The sequence below is a fragment of the Bradyrhizobium sp. 956_D2_N1_4 genome, from assembly GCF_052076025.1.
GTDB classification, from domain to species: Bacteria; Pseudomonadota; Alphaproteobacteria; order Rhizobiales; family Xanthobacteraceae; genus Bradyrhizobium; species Bradyrhizobium barranii.
On the sequence record NZ_CP197237.1, the window covers coordinates 6,625,493 to 6,642,749 of the forward strand.

Sequence of the window (17,257 nt, forward strand, 5' to 3'; positions counted from 1 at the left end):
TGCGCCGCGACTTCTCCGAATCGCACTACTGTCTCTGGAATACTGGATCGCCCGCTTTCGCGGGCGATGACACCGTGAATGAGGCAGCAGGCGGGACGCCTCACGCGCCCTCGAACTGCAGCCTCGCCAGCCTCGCATAGAGCCCGTTCTTGGCGACGAGCTCCGTATGCGTGCCCTGCTCGACGATCTTGCCCTGGTCCATCACCAGGATGCGGTCGCAGGACAGCACGGTGGCGAGACGATGTGCGATCACCAGCGTGGTGCGGTGGCGCATCAGCTCTTCGAGTGCGGTCTGTACCAGCGTCTCGCTTTCGGCGTCGAGCGCGGAGGTGGCTTCATCGAGCAGCAAGAGCGGCGCATCGCGCAGGATGGCGCGGGCGATCGCGATGCGCTGGCGCTGGCCGCCGGAGAGCGTCACGCCGCGTTCGCCGAGCGGGGTCTCGAAACCTTCGGGCAGGCGGCGGATGAACTCGGCGGCATGCGCGAGCTCGGCGGCGCGCTCGACCTCGGCATCGGTCGCATCGGGCCGGCCGAAGCGGATGTTCTCGCGGGCGCTCGCGGCAAATACGTTGGATTCCTGCGGCACCAGTGCGATGCGCAAGCGGAAATCGCGCGGGTCCGCGGATTTGACCGGCACGCCGTCGAGGGAGATCGCGCCGCCCCGCGGGTCGTAGAAGCGCAGCAGGAGATGAAAGATGGTGCTCTTGCCGGCGCCTGAGGGGCCGACGATCGCGACCTTCTCGCCGGGGCGCACGGTGAACGACACGGCATCGAGCACATTGACGTGAGGCCGCGCCGGATAAGCGAAGCTGACCTGGTCGAAGCCGACCTCGCCGCGCGCCGGCACGGGCAGCGCGCGCGGTGACGCCGGCGCGGTGATCTCGGGCTGCACATGCAGGATCTCGAACAGGCGCTCGGCGGCGCCGGAGGCAGCCGAGACCTCGCCCCAGACCTCGCTGAGCTGGCCGAGGCCGGCCGCGGCGAAGGCCGCGTAGAGCACGAACTGGCCGAGCCGACCCGGCGAGATCGTACCGATCAGGACGTCATGCGAGCCGATCCAGAGGATCGCGACCACGCTTGCGAACACGATGAAGATGATGATGGCGGTGAGCACGGCGCGGGCCTGCGTGGAGGTGCGCGCGGCTTCATAGGCCTGCTCGACCTCGCCGCCAAAACGCTTCTCGGCGAGCCCCTCGCTGGTATAGGCCTGCACGGTGCGGATGGCGCCGACCAGCTCGCCCGCATAGGCGGAGGCTTCGGCGAGCGTGTCCTGCGCATTGCGCGACAGACGCCGCACCCAGCGCCCGAACGCGACCAGCGGCAGCACGATCAGGGGAATGGCGAGCAGCACGAAGCCGGAGAGGCGCGGGCTGGTGATCACCATCATCGCCGCCGCACCGAAGAACATCATGAGATTGCGCAGCGCGATCGAGACGGAGGCGCCGACCGCGGACTTGATCTGGGTGGTGTCGGCCGTAAGCCGCGACACCAGCTCACCGCTGCGCGCGGAATCGAAGAAGGCCGGCGAGAGCGAGAGCAGATGGGCGAAGACGTCGCGCCGGAGGTCGGCGACGATGCGCTCGCCGATCGTCATCACGAGGTAGTATCGCGAGGCGCTGGCAAGCGCGAGCACGGCGACCACCGCGATCATCACCGAGAAGTAGCTGTTGATCAGCGCGATGCCTTCCGGCGTCAGGCCGAAATCGATCATCCGCCTCACAGCGATGGGCACCAGCAGCGTGGTCAGCGCCGCGACCGTGAGCGCGACGAAGGCGAGCGCCGCGCGGCCGCGATAGCGGGCCACATAGGGCGCAAGTGCCAGCAGCGGCCGTAGCTTCGCGCGGCCCTTCGCCGGCGTCTCGATCAACTCGGCTTCGATCGACGGGGCCTCAGGCCCGGCGCGCTCGTCGCGGTACTGGTCGTCAAGCCGTTCCACAGCGCTCATGAGATCGGACCCAAGGAGACATATTAGCTCCACATAGGCCGCTGCGGGGGGAGTGGCAAATCCGGGATGTCCCTTAGGGGAGGGCCCGGTTCTCCTTTGCCCACAATGGCTTGTTTTAAAGGGGCCTGTGGGGTATAGACCCCGCCAAATCCGTCATTCGATAGCCACTCAAGACAGGCGCCGGGCGCCGAGGAATTGCCATGAAAGCCGAAATTCATCCGAATTATCATACGATTAAGGTCGTGATGACCGACGGAACCGAGTACCTGACCCGCTCCACCTGGGGCAAGGAAGGCGACACGCTGAACCTCGACATCGACCCGAAGTCGCATCCGGCTTGGACCGGCGGCAACGCCCAGCTGATGGATCGCGGCGGCCGCGTCTCGCGCTTCCAGAAGAAGTTTTCGGGCTTTCTCAAAAAGGATTGATCCCGCCCGCAAGGCTGGACACGAAAAACGCCCCCGGTCAGACCGGGGGCGTTTTTGTTTGTGGCGAGACCTGTAGGGTGGGCAAAGCGAAGCGTGCCCACCATTCCTTCTACGATCCGGAAAGCAAAATGGTGGGCACGGCGCTTTGCGCCTTTGCCCACACCTGGGTGCTTACCGCTCGAACGCGGCCTTCAGCGCGTTGAGCTGCGGCACCAGCGGGTTGCCGATCGCCACGTATTCGACCGGCGGGGTGTGGATGGTGGTGTCGAGGCGGCGCACGCGGGTCTGAAGGCTCATCGAGCGATGGATCAGATCCTGGAGCTGCGAGGGCAGCTTCTCGACGGTATCGGACGGGCCGGGATCGGCGGCGCTGAGCTTGACCTTGGTCTTCTCCCGATTGGCCTGGCTCAGCGTCATCTCGCCTTCCTTCACCGCGCGGTGCAGCAGCAGCCACGAGGCCAGCTGCATCAGGCGGGTGGTCAGACGCATGCTCTCGGTCGCATAGGTGAGGCTGACGGCGCGATCGAGCGCCTTGGCCTCGGTGCGGCCGGCGCCATCGAGATAGGCGGCGGTCTCTTCCACCAGGTCCATGCCCTCACGGAACAGGACGCCGAACGCCGCAGAATTGGTGAACCGCTCGCTGAGTTGAACGAGAGCACCTTCGGCTTGCAAACGTTCCATGGTTAACGCCCCTTACGCAACTGTCTGACTGTCCGGCTTTGGCGCCGGCTTATGATGAACAAATCATTGCGCGAGCCGGACGCGGAGTCCAGCGACAAGCGCGGATATGGTTTCCGCGCGTCTTTCCTCGGAATTCAACCGGAACGGGACCCAAAAAGGCAAAAAAAGAGCCGCCGGAGACCGGCGGCTTTGAAAGTTGATAACAGGGAGGCGTCAAACAGAGTGGACAGGAGCCACTCGGTGTCCAAACGAGGACAGCTCCAGTCATAAACCCGAAAGCTTAATTGGAAGTAAACGAGCTAATTTTTTGAGAGTTCGTTAGCCATGTCGGTCACTGGCCGAGGGGGCGGCGGAACAAACTCGGCACTCGTCATTCCGGGGCGCCACGAAGTCGCGAGCTTTGATGCGCAATTGCGCATCTGAGAATCCATAGCCACAGGCGGATGCGGTGGCCCGGCTCAGCCTGCCCGTTTCAACTGCCCGTGATTATGGATTCCGGGCTCGGCGCTGCACGCCGCCCCGGAATGACGACGCGAGATAGTTTTGCGCGAAGCATGGGTCCCGTCTCTGCGGAGCAGCGCTACGCGCTGCACCGCGTCCGGGACACGAGAGGTGAGCGCTGGGCCCTACTTCTTGAAAAAACTATCCGCCGCATTGCGCGAGGCTCGCTTCTTGGTGGCGGCTTCCTCGAGCCTTGCGATCTCGGTGTTGAGCAGCGCGACGCGCTCGGTCAGTTCCTCCACTGACAGGAGTGAGAGATCCTGTCCGATTTCATGGCTGATCTTCTTGCGCGGTTTGTCGTCGTCCTCGATGGCCATGTGTCCTCCCGGGCAGTCCTGTCCTGAACGACGCCGATCTGGCGTTTTCCGAGCCGAAATGGTACCGCTTCTGCACAAGGAGAATTTGCAGTGAGTTTCGCGAGCGCGCAACACCTGACGCGAATGCCCCGGCCCGACCGCAAGGAGGTTGACCGGACGGGATAAGCGCGCGTCCACGCGCGTGAGGCATGAGCCGACCCCAAGCCCTTCCGATCATGCGGGAGGGCTTTTGATTTTTCGTCGGTCGGCATCACCAAACGCGAAAGACCGTAGTCATGACCAAAATTCTCATCACCAGCGCCCTTCCCTACGTGAACGGCGTCAAGCATCTCGGCAATCTCATAGGCTCGCTCCTCCCCGCCGATGTCCATGCCCGCTTCAGGCGGCAGATCGGCGACGACGTGCTCTTCATCTGCGCCACCGACGAGCACGGCACGCCGGCCGAGCTCGGCGCCGTTCGCGCCGGACAGGATGTCCGCACTTTCTGCGATGCGCAGCACGCAATCCAGGCCGACATCTACCGCCGGTTCGGCCTTTCCTTCGACCATTTCGGGCGAACCAGCTCGGCACAGAACAGCGCTCTGACGCAGCACTTCTATCGCAGGCTCGACGATGCCGGATTGATCGAGGAACGTAAGTTGCCGCAGGTCTGGTCGCCCACGGACGGCCGCTTCCTGCCGGACCGCTACGTGCTCGGCACCTGCCCGCATTGCGGCGACCCGTCCGCGCGCGGTGATCAATGTGACCAGTGTGGCGCGCTGCTCGATCCGCCCGAACTGATCGACCCGCGATCTGCGCTGTCGGGCGACCGGGCGCTGGAGGTCCGCGAAAGCCGCCATCTGTTCCTGCGCCAGTCGCAGCTTGTCGGAGCGTTGAGCGCGTGGATCGACAGCCGCTCCGGCTGGCCCTCCTTCGTGGTATCGACCGCGAAAGGCTGGCTGACAGCCGATCTGCGCGATCGCTGCATCGCGCGCGATCTGGCCTGGGGCATCCCGGTTCCGCGAGAGGGATTCGCCGACAAGGTCTTCTATGTCTGGTTCGACGCGCCGATCGGTTACATCGCCGCCACCCAGGAATGGGCCGCCGCCGCGCCCGGCCGCGACTGGCGAAAATGGTGGTGGCAGGCCGATGACGTCCGCTACGTCCAGTTCCTCGGCAAGGACAACATCCCATTCCACACCGTGAGCTTCCCGGCGACGCTGATCGGCTCGAACGAGCCCTGGAAGAGCGTGGACGTGATCAAGGGATTCCACTGGCTCAATTACGAGGGCGGCAAGTTCTCGACCAGCCGCAATCGGGGCATCTTTACCGACCAGGCCCTGGAGGAATTGCCCGCCGATCTCTGGCGCTGGTGGCTGATCGCCAACGCGCCCGAAAGCGCCGACACCGATTTCAACGTTGCCAGGTTCGTCGCCGACGTGAACAAGGATCTCGCCGACATCTTCGGCAACCTCGTCAATCGCATTGTCAGCTTCGCCCATCGGGCCTTCGAGGGGCGGATTCCGGAAGGCGGCGCTCCTGACGAGGCCGAGCACCTGCTCGCACGGGAACTGGAGCAGCGTATCGCGACGCTGCGACGCCATCACGAGGCGGTCGAGTTTCGCGCTGCGGCCGCCGCAACGCGCGCGATCTGGGATGTGGCGAACGCTTACCTGCAGCATGCCGCGCCCTGGACAGCCATCAAGTCCGATCGGCTTCGCGCAGCGATCGTGACGCGAACAGCCCTCAATCTGGTCCGCACCTGCGCCGTGCTGGCGTGGAGTATCGTGCCCAGCCTGTCGGAAAATGTGCTGCACGCCCTCGCCGGCGAAGATGCCGCGCCACGCTGGCCCTGTGGCCCAATCGCGGACCTGCTCGACGGCGGCGCCGGCACAGCGATCGCGCCGATCGGTCCACTGGTCGAAAAAATATCTCCCGAAAGAGCAAGCCATCTTGCGGCGCGGTTCGGGCCTTAATGTCGTTTCACTTCGGCGGAAAAAGGCGATATGCCATCCGCCGAATTCATTCATCCAAGGACACATCATGGACAAGCTGCCCGCGCAAATGACCGTGGTCGCCATCTCCAAGCCCGGTGGACCGGAGGTGCTGGTGCCGGAACAACGTGCCGTTCCGCAGCCCGGTCCCGACGAGATCCTGGTCAAGGTGCAGGCCGCGGGCGTCAACCGGCCCGACGTGGCGCAGCGCTCCGGCGCCTATCCGCCGCCGCCCGGCGCCAGCGACCTGCCGGGGCTCGAGATCGCCGGCGAAGTGGTGGCGGTCGGCAGCAACGCCAAACGGCACAAGATCGGCGACAAGGTGATGTCGCTGGTCGCCGGCGGCGGTTATGCGCAGTACTGCATCGCGCAGGACGCCCAGGCGATGAGCGTGCCGCCGGCGCTGTCGATCAAGGAAGCCGGCGCGCTGCCGGAAACCCTGATGACGGTCTGGCACAACGTGTTCGAGCGCGGCGGCCTGAAGGCCGGCGAGACGCTGCTGATCCATGGCGGCTCCTCCGGCATCGGCACCATGGCGATCCAGCTTGCGAAAGCCTTTGGCGCGAAAGTGTTCGTCACCGTGGGATCGCAGGACAAGATCGATGCCTGCCTCAAGTTAGGTGCCGACCGCGCCATCAACTACAAGACCGAGGACTTTGTCGCCGTGGTCAAGGCGGAGACCAATAATACCGGCGCCAACCTGATCCTCGACATGGTGGCCGGCGAGTATGTCGATCGCAACTATGATGCCGCGGCGGTCGACGGCCGCATCGTGCAGATCGCAACCCTCAACGGCCCCAAGGTCAGCGTCAACATCGCCAAGGTGATGGTGAAGCGCCTGACCCATACCGGCTCGACCCTGCGCCCCCGTAGTAATGCGGACAAGGCGGCAATGGTGGCCGCAATCGAGGCGAAAGTGATGCCGCTGTTGCGCGAAGGCCGCGTCAAGCCGCTGATGGACAGCAGTTTCCCGCTGGAAAAGGCATCCGACGCGCACCGGCGCATGGAAACCTCGGCACATATTGGCAAAATTGTGTTGGAGGTATAGGCCTCTGGCCCACAGGGTTAGCGGAAACCCTTTGATTTTCCTCGCTTTCGTGGCATCTATCGCGACGCGCCGAACCATCTTGTTCCGTTCGGAAAACGCCTTGCACTGACCATCTTGCACTGAAGAGTTTGCGTCGAACGCGGAGAACCGACCTTGCGTCTGATCAGGTGCCTCGCGCCCATAGCGCTGGGCCTCATGATTCTCGTCGCCGCGTCCCCGGCGCGCGCGCTGGATGCCGTCAGCGTCCGCGGCGACGCGCCCGCGATCGACCTCACCGGCGTGCTCGAGCATCAGCGCAGTGACGCCGATCGCATCCAGGTCTCCACGGCACCCGGCACCGACGGCATCGTCCGCCGCATCGAGGTGCGCGCCCGCGAGGGCGGCCAGAACTGGGTGGTGTTCGCGCTCGCCAACAACACCGACGACCAGCTCGACCGCCTGATCGTCGCCCCGCATTACCGCATCGTCTCGTCGGGCCTGCTCTGGCCCGACCTCGGGCTGTCGCGCATCGCGACCATCACGCCGTCGATCGGCGACCGCCCGGAGCGCCAGGAGAGCGCGACGGCCGACGTGTTCCGCATCACGCTCGATCCCGGCGCCGTCGTCACCTTTGTCGCGGAACTGCGCACCGACAAGCTGCCGCAGCTCTATCTGTGGGAGCCCGAGTCCTACAAGGACAAGGTCAATTCCTTCACGCTCTACCAGGGCATCGTGATCGGCATCTCCGGGCTTTTGGCGCTCGTGCTCACCATTCTGTTCGTGGTGAAGGGCAGCATCATGTTCCCGGCCGCCGCGGCGCTGGCCTGGGCGGTGCTGGTCTATATCGGCGTCGATTTCGGCTTCTGGGGCAAGGTGCTCGATATGTCGAACAACGCCGAGCGCATCTGGCGCGCGGCGGGTGAAGCGATATTGGCGGCGACGCTGCTGGTGTTCCTGTTCGCCTATCTCAACCTCAGTCGATGGCACGTGCGCTATTCGCACATTACGGTGCTCTGGCTTGCCTTCCTGGGTTCGCTGGTGGCGCTCGCCTTGTTCGACCCGGCGGTGGCTTCCGGCATCGCCCGCATGTCGCTGGTGCTGATCGCCTTCGCGGGCTTCGCGCTGATCGTCTACCTCTCCACCCACGGCTTCGACCGCGCGGTGCTGCTGATCCCGACCTGGTTCCTGCTGGTGGTCTGGGTGGTCGCGGCCGGCATGACGGTCGCGGGCTCCGTCACCAACGACATCGTCGGCCCTGCCCTGCTCGGCGGCCTCGTGCTGATCGTGATGCTGATCGGCTTTACGGTGATGCAGCACGCCTTTGCCGGCGGCAGCGCCACCACCGGCGTCGTCTCCGACATCGAGCGGCGCGCGCTGGCACTGGCCGGTTCCGGCGATCTGATCTGGGACTGGGACGTCTCCGCCGACAAGGTGTTCACCAGCCCCGAGACCGAAGCCCTGCTCGGCCTCAAGCGCGGCACGCTGGAAGGCCCCGCGGCGTCGTGGCTCGAGGTGCTGCATCCGCTCGACCAGGACCGGTTCCGCGCCGCGCTCGACAGCGTGCTCGACCAGCGCCGCGGCCGCCTGGTGCAGGATTTCCGGCTGCGCACGCCGGACGGTCATTTCATGTGGTTCGCGCTGAAGGCGCGCCCGGTGGTCGGCTCGGACGGCGAGGTCTCGCGCGTGGTCGGCACGCTCACCGACGTCACCGAGCTGCGCAACGCCGAGGAGCGCCTGCTGCACGATTCCGTGCATGACAACCTCACCGGGCTGCCCAACCGGAAACTGTTCATGGACCGGCTCGGCGCGGTCGCGCATTTCGCCAAGACCATGCCGACGCTGCGGCCGACGCTGATGGTGATCGACCTCGACCGCTTCAAGCAGGTCAACGATTCCGTCGGCATCGCGGTCGGCGACTCGATCCTGCTGACGCTGGCCCGCCGCCTCACCCGCATCCTGAAGCCGCAGGACACGCTGGCGCGGCTTGCCGGCGACCAGTTCGGCCTGATCCTGCTCTCGGAGCAGGACCCCGCCCGCATCACCGCCTTCGCCGAGACCATCCGCAAGACCATCCGCGCCCCGATCGCCTTCAACGACCGCGAGATTTTTCTCACCGCCTCGATCGGGCTCGCGCTCTCCGATCCGCAGACCCAGTTGACGGACGAGATCATCAAGGACGCCGAGCTTGCGATGTATCATTCCAAGCGGATCGGCGGCGACCGCATCGACGTCTACAAGCCTGCGATGCGCGCGCGAAAGACCGACCGCCTGACGCTGGAGAGCGAGCTGCGCCGCGCCATCGAGCGGCAGGAGCTCACGATCCTGTACCAGCCGATCGTGCGGCTGGAGGATCGTTCGATAGCCGGCTTCGAGGCGCTGGTGCGCTGGGATCATCCGAAGCTCGGACGCATGGCGCCGTCGGAATTCATCAGCATCGCGGAAGAGACCGGCCTGATCGTCGACCTCGGCATGTTCGTGCTCGACCAGACCGCAAAGCAGCTTTCGGTGTGGCAACGCGCGATGCGCTCGCGCGAGCCGATCTTCGCCTCCGTCAACGTCTCCTCGCGGCAATTGCTGCGCCACGATCTGATCCACGACATCCGCACGGTGCTGTCGCGCTCCTCGGTGGCGCGCGGCACGCTGAAGCTGGAATTGACGGAATCGCTGGTGATGGAGAACCCGGAGCACGCAGCCCAGATGCTGACGCGCATCCGCGAGCTCGGCACCGGGCTGTCGCTCGACGATTTCGGCACCGGCCATTCGTCGCTGGCCTATCTGCAGCGCTTCCCGTTCGACACCATCAAGATCGACCAGTCGTTCGTGCGCACCACCAACCGCGGCACCCGTCCGGTGATCCTGAAGTCGATCATCGCGCTCGCGCATGACCTCGGCATGGACGTGGTCGCGGAAGGCGCTGAGACAGACTCCGACGCGGTCGAGCTCTACCAGATGGGCTGCGAATACGCGCAGGGCTTCGCCTTCGGCGAGCCGATGGATGCGGACGCGGCGATGCGTCTGCTCACGGAAGTGCGGCTGGAAGCGGCGAGCTAGCGCTTATCTTCTTCCGCTCTCCTCCCGGAAAGGGTCGCTCGCAAAGCGAGCGGGGTGCCGCACCGGCGCGCTGATGCCGGGCTTGATCCAGATCAATGGGCCCAGCTCGACCACCATGAAAGATGGCACGCAGCATTCGATCCAGAACGGCTTCGTCATCGAGGTCACTGGGCTCGCAGCTGTCGTTCTCAGAATGAGCAGACCACGCGTCTTTCTCAGGAGTCACGGATGACTCAGCACCTTTTCTACGCGATCGCCCTCATCGGCATCGGAGTGTTCCTCGCCTCATCGGCCGAAGCAGTGACAGCCGCACGATGCGAGGATCGAGGCGCAAATTGCCTCGGCACATGTGCCGACTACACCGGCGGGGCCGGTGACGTTCGAGGGCGCCAGAACACATGCGTGCGCGTCTGCGACCGGCAGACGACCAGATGCCTGATACGAGCCCATGACGAACGCTGGCCCCATAATCGCCAATGAAGGCCGTGGTTCTACACTTGGGCTAACGCCCCCCGTCTCGCGCTTGCGGCGCACCGCGTTGAGCTGACCTACCTTGGCTTGCGTCGTAGCCCCGCGACCAAACAAAACCCCACCACCAGCGAGATCGCGGCAAGACCGCCCCAGACCATTCCCGCCTGTTCGAGATAAACATCCTGCGTTACAGGGTCGTAGCAGCGGCCGAGCTCGTTGAAGCAGTCGCGCCAGCGCCAGTAGCGGGCCTCGAAGGCGAGCACGAACAGCACGCCTGTTGCAATCAGGGCTGCGCCAAAAATCCCCCTTAGCCAGCGCAGAATCATGCAGCGTCAGCTCACCTGCGCTGCTTCTTCTTGGTGAAGCGCACGCTCTGGCCGTCCGGCATCCGCGTCGCGACGAACCCCGCGGCGAGGCAGGCTTCGCGCTGGGGCATCTGGATGTCGGGGCTGCGGAGGCTGTCCCACCATGAGGCGCGATTCGCCGCCCGCGGCAGGGCCGAGCCGATGATCTCCTCGATCTGCTCGAAACTCAGCACGAATTCCGTTTGCTTCTGCCGCATCAGGTAATCCCGCAGCGCGTCGTAATCGTTCACAATCGTCCTCTCGTCCCAGCTCCGCTGCCCAAAAGCGATGCCCGCGGAAACCAATTCTTAACTCATTGTGGCAGCGCCGTCCCGGCTTAAACACTACGCAAGATTTCGGGCGCATCCACTAGTGTCGGGAGCACTCGATGCAGTCTGGATGGCGCGACGTCACGACCCGCCGGCCGTGGCGCATTTCGGCGAAGCTGCTGATCATATCGTCCGTCGTGACGGTGATCGGCTTTTCCGCCATTTGCGTCAACGTCATGCTGGACATGCGCCGCGGCGAGGAGGCCCTCGCGCGCCAGACGCTGGACAACCTGGCCACCTCCATCGAAGCAGATATCAGCCGCAACATCGAGATCTACGATCTCTCCCTGAAGGCGGTCGCCAGCAACATGCTGCTGCCGGAGATCAACGCGGTCTCGAAGCCGATCCGTCACCTGATCCTGTTCGATCACGCCACCACGGCGAGGCACTTCGGCGCCATCCAGGTGTTCGATGCCGAGGGCAGGCTGACCATCGACGCCTCCACGCTCGATCCCCTGCCGGAGAACCGGAGCGAGGAGGACTACTTCAGGGTTCATCGCGACGATCCCGACGCCGGCCTCTTCATCAGCCGTCCGATGCTTTTCCGCGGCGCCTATTCCATCGTGCTGAGCCGGCGCATCAGCGATACCGACGGCGGCTTCTTGGGGGTCGTCACCGGCTCGATCCGTTTCAGCTATTTCCACGAATTGTTCGAGCGCCTGAACCTCGATCCCGACGATACCATCACCGTGCTGACGCGCGATCGCACCATCATGATGCGGCGGCCGTTCGATCTCGACGTCATCGGCAAGAATCTGGGGACGCGGCAGAGCTGGAAGGCCGACAATCTCAAGGCCGGCGGGTCCTATGCGGGCCAGGGTCCGGTGGACGCGACGCCGCGCCTCTACGTCCGCAGCACCGGCCCGGGTCCGCTCTTCGTGGTGGCAGGCAAGCCGCTCGCCGCCGTGTTCGAGCTCTGGCAGAAGGAAGCCTACCGCATCGGCGCGGTGGTTCTGGCGCTCATCCTGTTCATGCTGGCCTCGACGCTGGTGCTCGCCCGCGAGATCGGCCGACGCGCCGATGCCGAGCGCAAGCTCGAGGAGATGGCGACGACGGATGCGCTCACCGGCTTGAAGAACCGCCGCAAGTTCGACCAGGTCATCGACGTCGAATGGCGCCGCGCGATGCGCCAGAAGACGCCGGTCGCGCTGCTGATGATCGATGCCGATCACTTCAAGGCCTACAACGACACGTTCGGCCACCAGGCCGGCGACCAGGTGCTGGTCGGCATCGCGATCTGCATTTCCGATTCGGTGCGGCGGTCCGGCGACTGCGCCGCGCGCTATGGCGGCGAGGAATTCGCGGTGCTGCTGCCGAACACTTCGGCCGCCGAGGCCTTCAATGTCGCCGAGACGATCCGCGCCAAGGTGCAGGGCTGGTCCGACGACCAGGCGGCGTCGACGGTCTCCTGCGGCATTGCGGGCTTGGTTCCTACCACCGGCCTGGACTGGCCGGTCCTGGTCGCCGCCGCCGACAAGGCGCTCTATGCGGCGAAAGCCGGCGGCCGCAACCAGTCCGTGGTCGCGAGCCTTCCGAAGCTGTCGCTGGTGGCGTGAGGCCTCAGTGTCGTCCCCGCGAACGCGGGGACCCATACCGCGGAATCTATCGATCGTCGGAGGTAGCAGTACCGAACGACGAGTCTTCGCCAAACTTCTCCCTGGGGTTATGGGTCCCCTGCGTTCGCAGGGACGACACCGAGAGTGTAGCTACTACTCTCCCAGATATTTCTTCATCTCCGCAATCAGCCCATCGCGCAGTTCCGGCCGCTTCAGGCCGTAGGCGATGTTGGCGCGGAGGAAGCCGGGCTTGGAGCCGCAATCATGGCGCTCGCCCTCGAACTCGACGCCGTAGAATTTCTGCGACTTGGCGAGGCCGATCATGGCGTCGGTGAGCTGGATCTCGCCGCCGGCGCCGCGCTCCTGGGTCTCAAGGATCTTGAATATCTCCGGCTGGAGGATGTAGCGGCCGGTGATGGAGAGGTTGGAGGGCGCGGTGCCCTTGGCCGGCTTCTCGACCATGCCGTCGACCTCGAACATCTTGCCGGTGCGCTTGCCGACGCCGCAGATGCCGTATTGATGGGTAAGATGGTCGGGCACGGCCTCGACCGCGATGACGTTGGATTTTTCGCCGAGCGTTGAAGCCGTCTCGATCATCTGCTTGAGGCAGCCGGTCGTGTTGAGCACGAGCTCGTCGGGCAGCACGACCGCGAACGGCTCGTTGCCGACGATGTCGCGCGCGCACCAGACCGCGTGGCCGAGACCGAGCGGCGCCTGCTGACGGGTGAAGCTGACGGCGCCGGCCTCCGGCTGGTTCTGCGCCAGGATGTCCTGCTCGGCCTTCTTGCCGCGCGCGGCGAGCGTCGCGTCGAGCTCGAACATCTTGTCGAAATGATCTTCGATGACGTTTTTGTTGCGGCCGGTGACGAAGATGAAATGCTCGATGCCGGCTTCCCTCGCCTCGTCATAGACGTACTGGATCAGCGGCTTGTCGACGATGGTCAGCATTTCCTTCGGCATCGCCTTGGTGGCGGGCAGGACGCGGGTGCCGAGGCCGGCGACGGGGAATACGGCTTTGCGAATTTTCATGGGACAGATCGAATACCTGAGGACGTGAAGGGAGCAATGGTATCTTGCTAGCTTGTTTGCAGCCGCTAACAAAGGCGGATGTGGGGCCTCGCGCTCACAGAGTTGAGAAAAAGGCCGACACCAAAATTTCACCTTTGTTAAGCTATTGGCAACCGGTACCGGGCCTCCTGAAGGCGGATTTTCGGCCGGACAGGTAGGGTATGATGCAATCAGTGGCAGGGCTGGCGAAACGTGCTGGATTTGTGACCGGCGCAATGATGCTTGCGGCCGCCGTGCTGCTGCCTGTCAGCGCGCACGCCCAAGCGCAGAACGGGTTGTCGAACCTGTTCGGCGGTATTTTCTCCGGCTCGAATCCAGCGCCCTCTCAGCCGGCGCCCGGCCCCGGCGGCGCCTTGCCATGGACCGGCGAGGACGGCGCCTCCGGCCACCCGTTGATGACGGCCGCCGCGATCCGCGAGGCCGCCTCCAACTTCAACAATTGCGTCGCGGGGATGTGGCCCGATGCCGCACGGCGCAACATCACGCAGGAGAATTTCCAGCGCTTCACGGCCGGGCTGTCGCCCGATCTGCGCATCATGGACCTGATGGATTCGCAGCCAGAGTTCACCAAGTCGATCTGGGACTATCTCGACATCCTCGTGAACGACAACCGCCTCGCCAAGGGCCGCGAGGTCCTGGCCAAATACAAGGCGCAGTTCGACGCCACCGAAAAGGCTACCGGCATCGACCGCTACATCATCGCCTCGATCTGGGGCATCGAGTCCAATTACTCGACGCAGATGGGCGACCGCAGCGTGCTGCAATCGACCGCGACGCTCGCCTGCATCGGCCGCCGCCAAGCCTATTTCAAGGACGAGTTTCTCTCCGCGCTGGAAATCCTCAACCGCGGCGATCTCAGGCCTGAGCAGATGCGCGGCTCCTGGGCCGGCGCCTTCGGCCCGACCCAGTTCATGCCGACCGCGTTCAAGCGCTTTGCCGTGGATGGCGATGGCGACGGACGGCGCGACGTCGTCGACAATCCCACCGATCTGATCGCCTCGACCGCCAACAATCTGAAGAAGGACGGCTGGCAGGCCGGCCAGACCTGGGGCTACGAAGTCGTGGTGCCGCAGGGCTTCAACTACATGCTGGCCGATCGCGCCAAGGCGATGACGATGGCGCAGTGGGAGAAGCTCGGGCTCAAGCGCCCGGCCAACCAGCCCTTCCCGCATCCGGCCGAGAAAGCCTATCTGCTGGCGCCCGCCGGGGCGCAGGGCCCGGGCTTCCTGATGCTGCAGAATTACCGCGTCATCATGAAGTACAACCCGGCCGAGGCTTATGCGCTGGCGATCGGCCATTTCGCCGACCGCCTGCGCGGCGGCCAGCCCTTCGTGCAGCCCTGGCCGCGGCAGGAGCGCGAGCTGTCCCGTACCGAACGGCTGGAACTCCAGCAGCTGCTGGCCCAGCGCGGCTTCTACAAGGGCACCCCGGACGGCCAGTTTGGCGGCCAGACCCGGGAGGCGCTGCGCAATTTCCAGGCCTCCATCGGGGTCCCCGCCGACGGATTTGCCTCCTCGGACGTGCTGGATCGCCTCCGCGGGCGGTAAAACCGCCCCGAAAGTAACCCTGAACAGGGATTTTGCCCGATCGCCTTGACGGGGACGGCTGTTCCCCGGTGTATGACAGAAGAATCCGCAAAGAGAATCTGCCCGTTTGGCGCCTGATTCCGCTATTATATCGAGCCTGTCCCAATCCCCATTGCGCGTGCCTGAGATCGCATGTCGAAGAAGTCCCTGTTCAAGGCGCTGACCGAGACCGGCCCGCTGATCGCGCTGGGGACGGCGCTTGCGATTCTGGTCTCCGTCGCGGGACCCGCCTCGGCGCAGTTCTTCAACTTCCCCGGCTTCGGCGGCCCGCCGCAGCGGCAGGCCCCGCCACCGCGGAACGGCGGAGGCGGCGGCTGGTTCGGCGGCGACTTCTTCGCGCCATTCCAGCAGCCGCAGCAGCAGCAGGCGCCGCGCCAGGATTTTTCGCGCGCGCCGGCACCAGCCAAGCGCGACACCACGCCCGACAAGAACGTGCTGGTGATCGGCGACGCCATGGCCGACTGGCTCGCCTACGGCCTCGAAGACGCCTACACCGAGCAGCCCGACATGGGCGTAATCCGCAAGCACAAGACCACGTCCGGCCTGATCAAGTACCAGCCGAAGGGTGAGCCCGCGGACTGGGCGGCGGCAGCGAAGGGCATCCTCGAGACCGAGAAGCCTGATGTGATCGTCGTCATGCTCGGCCTCAACGACCGCATCTCGATCCGCGAGGCCGCGCCCGACAAGGCGGCGGACAAGGACAAGAAGAACGACAAGGGCGCGCGCGCCAAGCCGCAAGGAAAGCCAGGCGACAAGCCCGGCGACGCCAAGCCTGATTCCGCCGCCAAGCCGGACGACAAGCCCGCCGACACCGACCTGCCGCAGGACGATGCCGACAACGCCGACACGCCGGCGGTCGCAGCGCCGGAGAAGACCGCGCGCAACCCGAACGGCCTCTACGAATTCCGCGACGAGCGCTGGGTCGAACTCTACAGCAAGAAGATCGAGGAGCTGGCCAACGTTCTCAAGTCCAAGGGCGTTCCGGTGCTCTGGGTCGGCCTGCCCGCGATCCGCGGCCCCAAGGGCACCGCGGACATGCTGTTCCTGGATTCGCTCTATCGCGAAGGCGCGGCCAAGGCCGGCATCACCTATGTCGATGTCTGGGACGGCTTTGTCGACGAAGCCGGCCGCTTCCTCCAGAAGGGCCCGGACTTCGAGGGCCAGATCCGCCAGCTCCGCAGCTATGACGGCGTCTATTTCACAAAGCCCGGCGCCCGCAAGCTCGCCCACTATGTCGAGCGCGAGATCACGCGCCTGCTGGCCGGACGCTCCGGCCCGATTGCGCTGCCGAGCGAGCCTGCGACCCCCGACACCAGCGCCGAGCCCGGCAAGCCTGCGCCGCGGCCGCTGGCAGGACCGATCGTGCCGCTGGTAGCGGCCTCGATCTCGGCCGATCAATTGCTGGGCGGACCGGGTTCGCGTCCCGCCGCCGTCGATGCGCTCGCCGCGAAGACGATGGTGAAGGGTGAGCCGCTGGCCGCGCCCGCCGGCCGTGCCGATGATTATGCCTGGCCGCGCCGCGAAGTCGGCCGCGAGCAGGCCAAGGGCGATACGCCGATGGCGGCGACGACGCCCGACGGCAGCGCCACTCCCAGCACACCGGGTGCAGCCGCCGCGATCGCGCCGCCAAGGCTCGCGCCGAAGAAGCCGCCGGTACAGCAGCAGCCGCAGCAGCCGGCCCAGGCAACGCCGGCATTCCGCGATTTCTTCGGCTTCGGCTCTCCGCAACCACCGCCGCGTCAATTCGCGCCGGCGCCGCGCAATCCGTATCCCAATCCCGCGATCCCGCGCCCGCCTGGTAACGTCGGGCGATCGGCGGAGATGTTCCGGTAAGCGAAGGTCTCGCGTCCCGGACGCGGCGCAGCACCTCTTGGTGATGCGACGCAGAGCCGGGACCTAGCCTACTCACGAATTTCACAAAAGAATGGGCCCCGGCTCTGCAAAGCGGCGTTGCCGGACGATGCTACGCATCGCCTAGGC

The 17,257-nt window shown here is 65.3% G+C and carries 13 protein-coding genes; 7 read left to right on the forward strand and 6 right to left on the reverse strand.

Annotation, left to right across the window (positions count from 1 at the left end):
- Nucleotides 1–100 precede the first annotated feature (100 nt).
- The gene (locus AB7535_RS31365) at nucleotides 101–1,945 is read right to left on the reverse strand and encodes an ABC transporter ATP-binding protein/permease (protein WP_231143932.1); all 1,845 of its coding nucleotides are present in this window, start codon (nucleotides 1,943–1,945) and stop codon (nucleotides 101–103) included.
- Between the two features lie 200 nt (nucleotides 1,946–2,145).
- On the opposite strand from AB7535_RS31365, the gene rpmE reads away from it, so the two are divergent.
- Entirely contained in the window at nucleotides 2,146–2,373 is a 228-nt protein-coding gene (gene rpmE, locus AB7535_RS31370; RefSeq protein ID WP_007599895.1) for a 50S ribosomal protein L31, read from the forward strand.
- Between the two features lie 171 nt (nucleotides 2,374–2,544).
- Here the strand turns inward: rpmE and rcdA are convergent, their stop codons facing one another.
- On the reverse strand, nucleotides 2,545–3,054 hold the full coding sequence (rcdA, locus tag AB7535_RS31375) for a protease adaptor protein RcdA (protein ID WP_028148425.1): 510 nt from the start codon (nucleotides 3,052–3,054) through the stop codon (nucleotides 2,545–2,547).
- A 626-nt stretch (nucleotides 3,055–3,680) separates the two neighbouring features.
- Nucleotides 3,681–3,872 carry a DUF1192 domain-containing protein gene (locus tag AB7535_RS31380; protein ID WP_231143931.1) on the reverse strand — a complete coding sequence of 64 codons (192 nt, stop codon included), beginning with the start codon at nucleotides 3,870–3,872 and terminating at the stop codon, nucleotides 3,681–3,683.
- Nucleotides 3,873–4,147: 275 nt separating this feature from the next.
- On the opposite strand from AB7535_RS31380, the gene metG reads away from it, so the two are divergent.
- From metG to AB7535_RS31395, 3 genes are all read left to right on the forward strand, one after another.
- A complete protein-coding gene (gene metG, locus AB7535_RS31385; RefSeq protein ID WP_231143930.1) occupies nucleotides 4,148–5,827 on the forward strand; it encodes a methionine--tRNA ligase in 1,680 nt (559 codons plus the stop codon).
- A gap of 67 nt (nucleotides 5,828–5,894) precedes the next feature.
- Nucleotides 5,895–6,893, forward strand: coding sequence for an NAD(P)H-quinone oxidoreductase (locus tag AB7535_RS31390; RefSeq protein WP_039158422.1), 999 nt, complete (start codon nucleotides 5,895–5,897; stop codon nucleotides 6,891–6,893).
- A 153-nt stretch (nucleotides 6,894–7,046) separates the two neighbouring features.
- The gene (locus AB7535_RS31395) at nucleotides 7,047–9,923 is read left to right on the forward strand and encodes an EAL domain-containing protein (RefSeq protein WP_231143929.1); all 2,877 of its coding nucleotides are present in this window, start codon (nucleotides 7,047–7,049) and stop codon (nucleotides 9,921–9,923) included.
- A 548-nt stretch (nucleotides 9,924–10,471) separates the two neighbouring features.
- Here the strand turns inward: AB7535_RS31395 and AB7535_RS31400 are convergent.
- Both AB7535_RS31400 and AB7535_RS31405 read right to left on the reverse strand, forming a co-directional pair.
- Nucleotides 10,472–10,720 (reverse strand): hypothetical protein, encoded by a 249-nt coding sequence (locus tag AB7535_RS31400; protein WP_231143928.1) that lies wholly within the window; start codon nucleotides 10,718–10,720, stop codon nucleotides 10,472–10,474.
- Nucleotides 10,721–10,731: 11 nt separating this feature from the next.
- Nucleotides 10,732–10,989 (reverse strand): DUF7662 domain-containing protein, encoded by a 258-nt coding sequence (locus tag AB7535_RS31405; RefSeq protein WP_028148420.1) that lies wholly within the window; start codon nucleotides 10,987–10,989, stop codon nucleotides 10,732–10,734.
- A 137-nt stretch (nucleotides 10,990–11,126) separates the two neighbouring features.
- On the opposite strand from AB7535_RS31405, the gene AB7535_RS31410 reads away from it, so the two are divergent.
- Nucleotides 11,127–12,623: a sensor domain-containing diguanylate cyclase gene (locus AB7535_RS31410; RefSeq protein WP_231143927.1), complete on the forward strand. Its 1,497-nt coding sequence runs from the start codon at nucleotides 11,127–11,129 to the stop codon at nucleotides 12,621–12,623.
- Between the two features lie 153 nt (nucleotides 12,624–12,776).
- Here AB7535_RS31410 and galU read toward each other — a convergent pair whose 3' ends face one another.
- Nucleotides 12,777–13,652: a UTP--glucose-1-phosphate uridylyltransferase GalU gene (gene galU, locus AB7535_RS31415; protein WP_135214693.1), complete on the reverse strand. Its 876-nt coding sequence runs from the start codon at nucleotides 13,650–13,652 to the stop codon at nucleotides 12,777–12,779.
- Between the two features lie 254 nt (nucleotides 13,653–13,906).
- Here galU and AB7535_RS31420 point away from each other — a divergent pair, with 254 nt between their 5' ends.
- Nucleotides 13,907–15,238 carry a lytic murein transglycosylase gene (locus AB7535_RS31420; RefSeq protein ID WP_354113067.1) on the forward strand — a complete coding sequence of 444 codons (1,332 nt, stop codon included), beginning with the start codon at nucleotides 13,907–13,909 and terminating at the stop codon, nucleotides 15,236–15,238.
- Between the two features lie 171 nt (nucleotides 15,239–15,409).
- Nucleotides 15,410–17,110, forward strand: a complete 1,701-nt coding sequence (locus tag AB7535_RS31425; protein WP_231143925.1) for an SGNH/GDSL hydrolase family protein — start codon at nucleotides 15,410–15,412, stop codon at nucleotides 17,108–17,110.
- The last annotated feature ends 147 nt before the right edge of the window (nucleotides 17,111–17,257 follow it).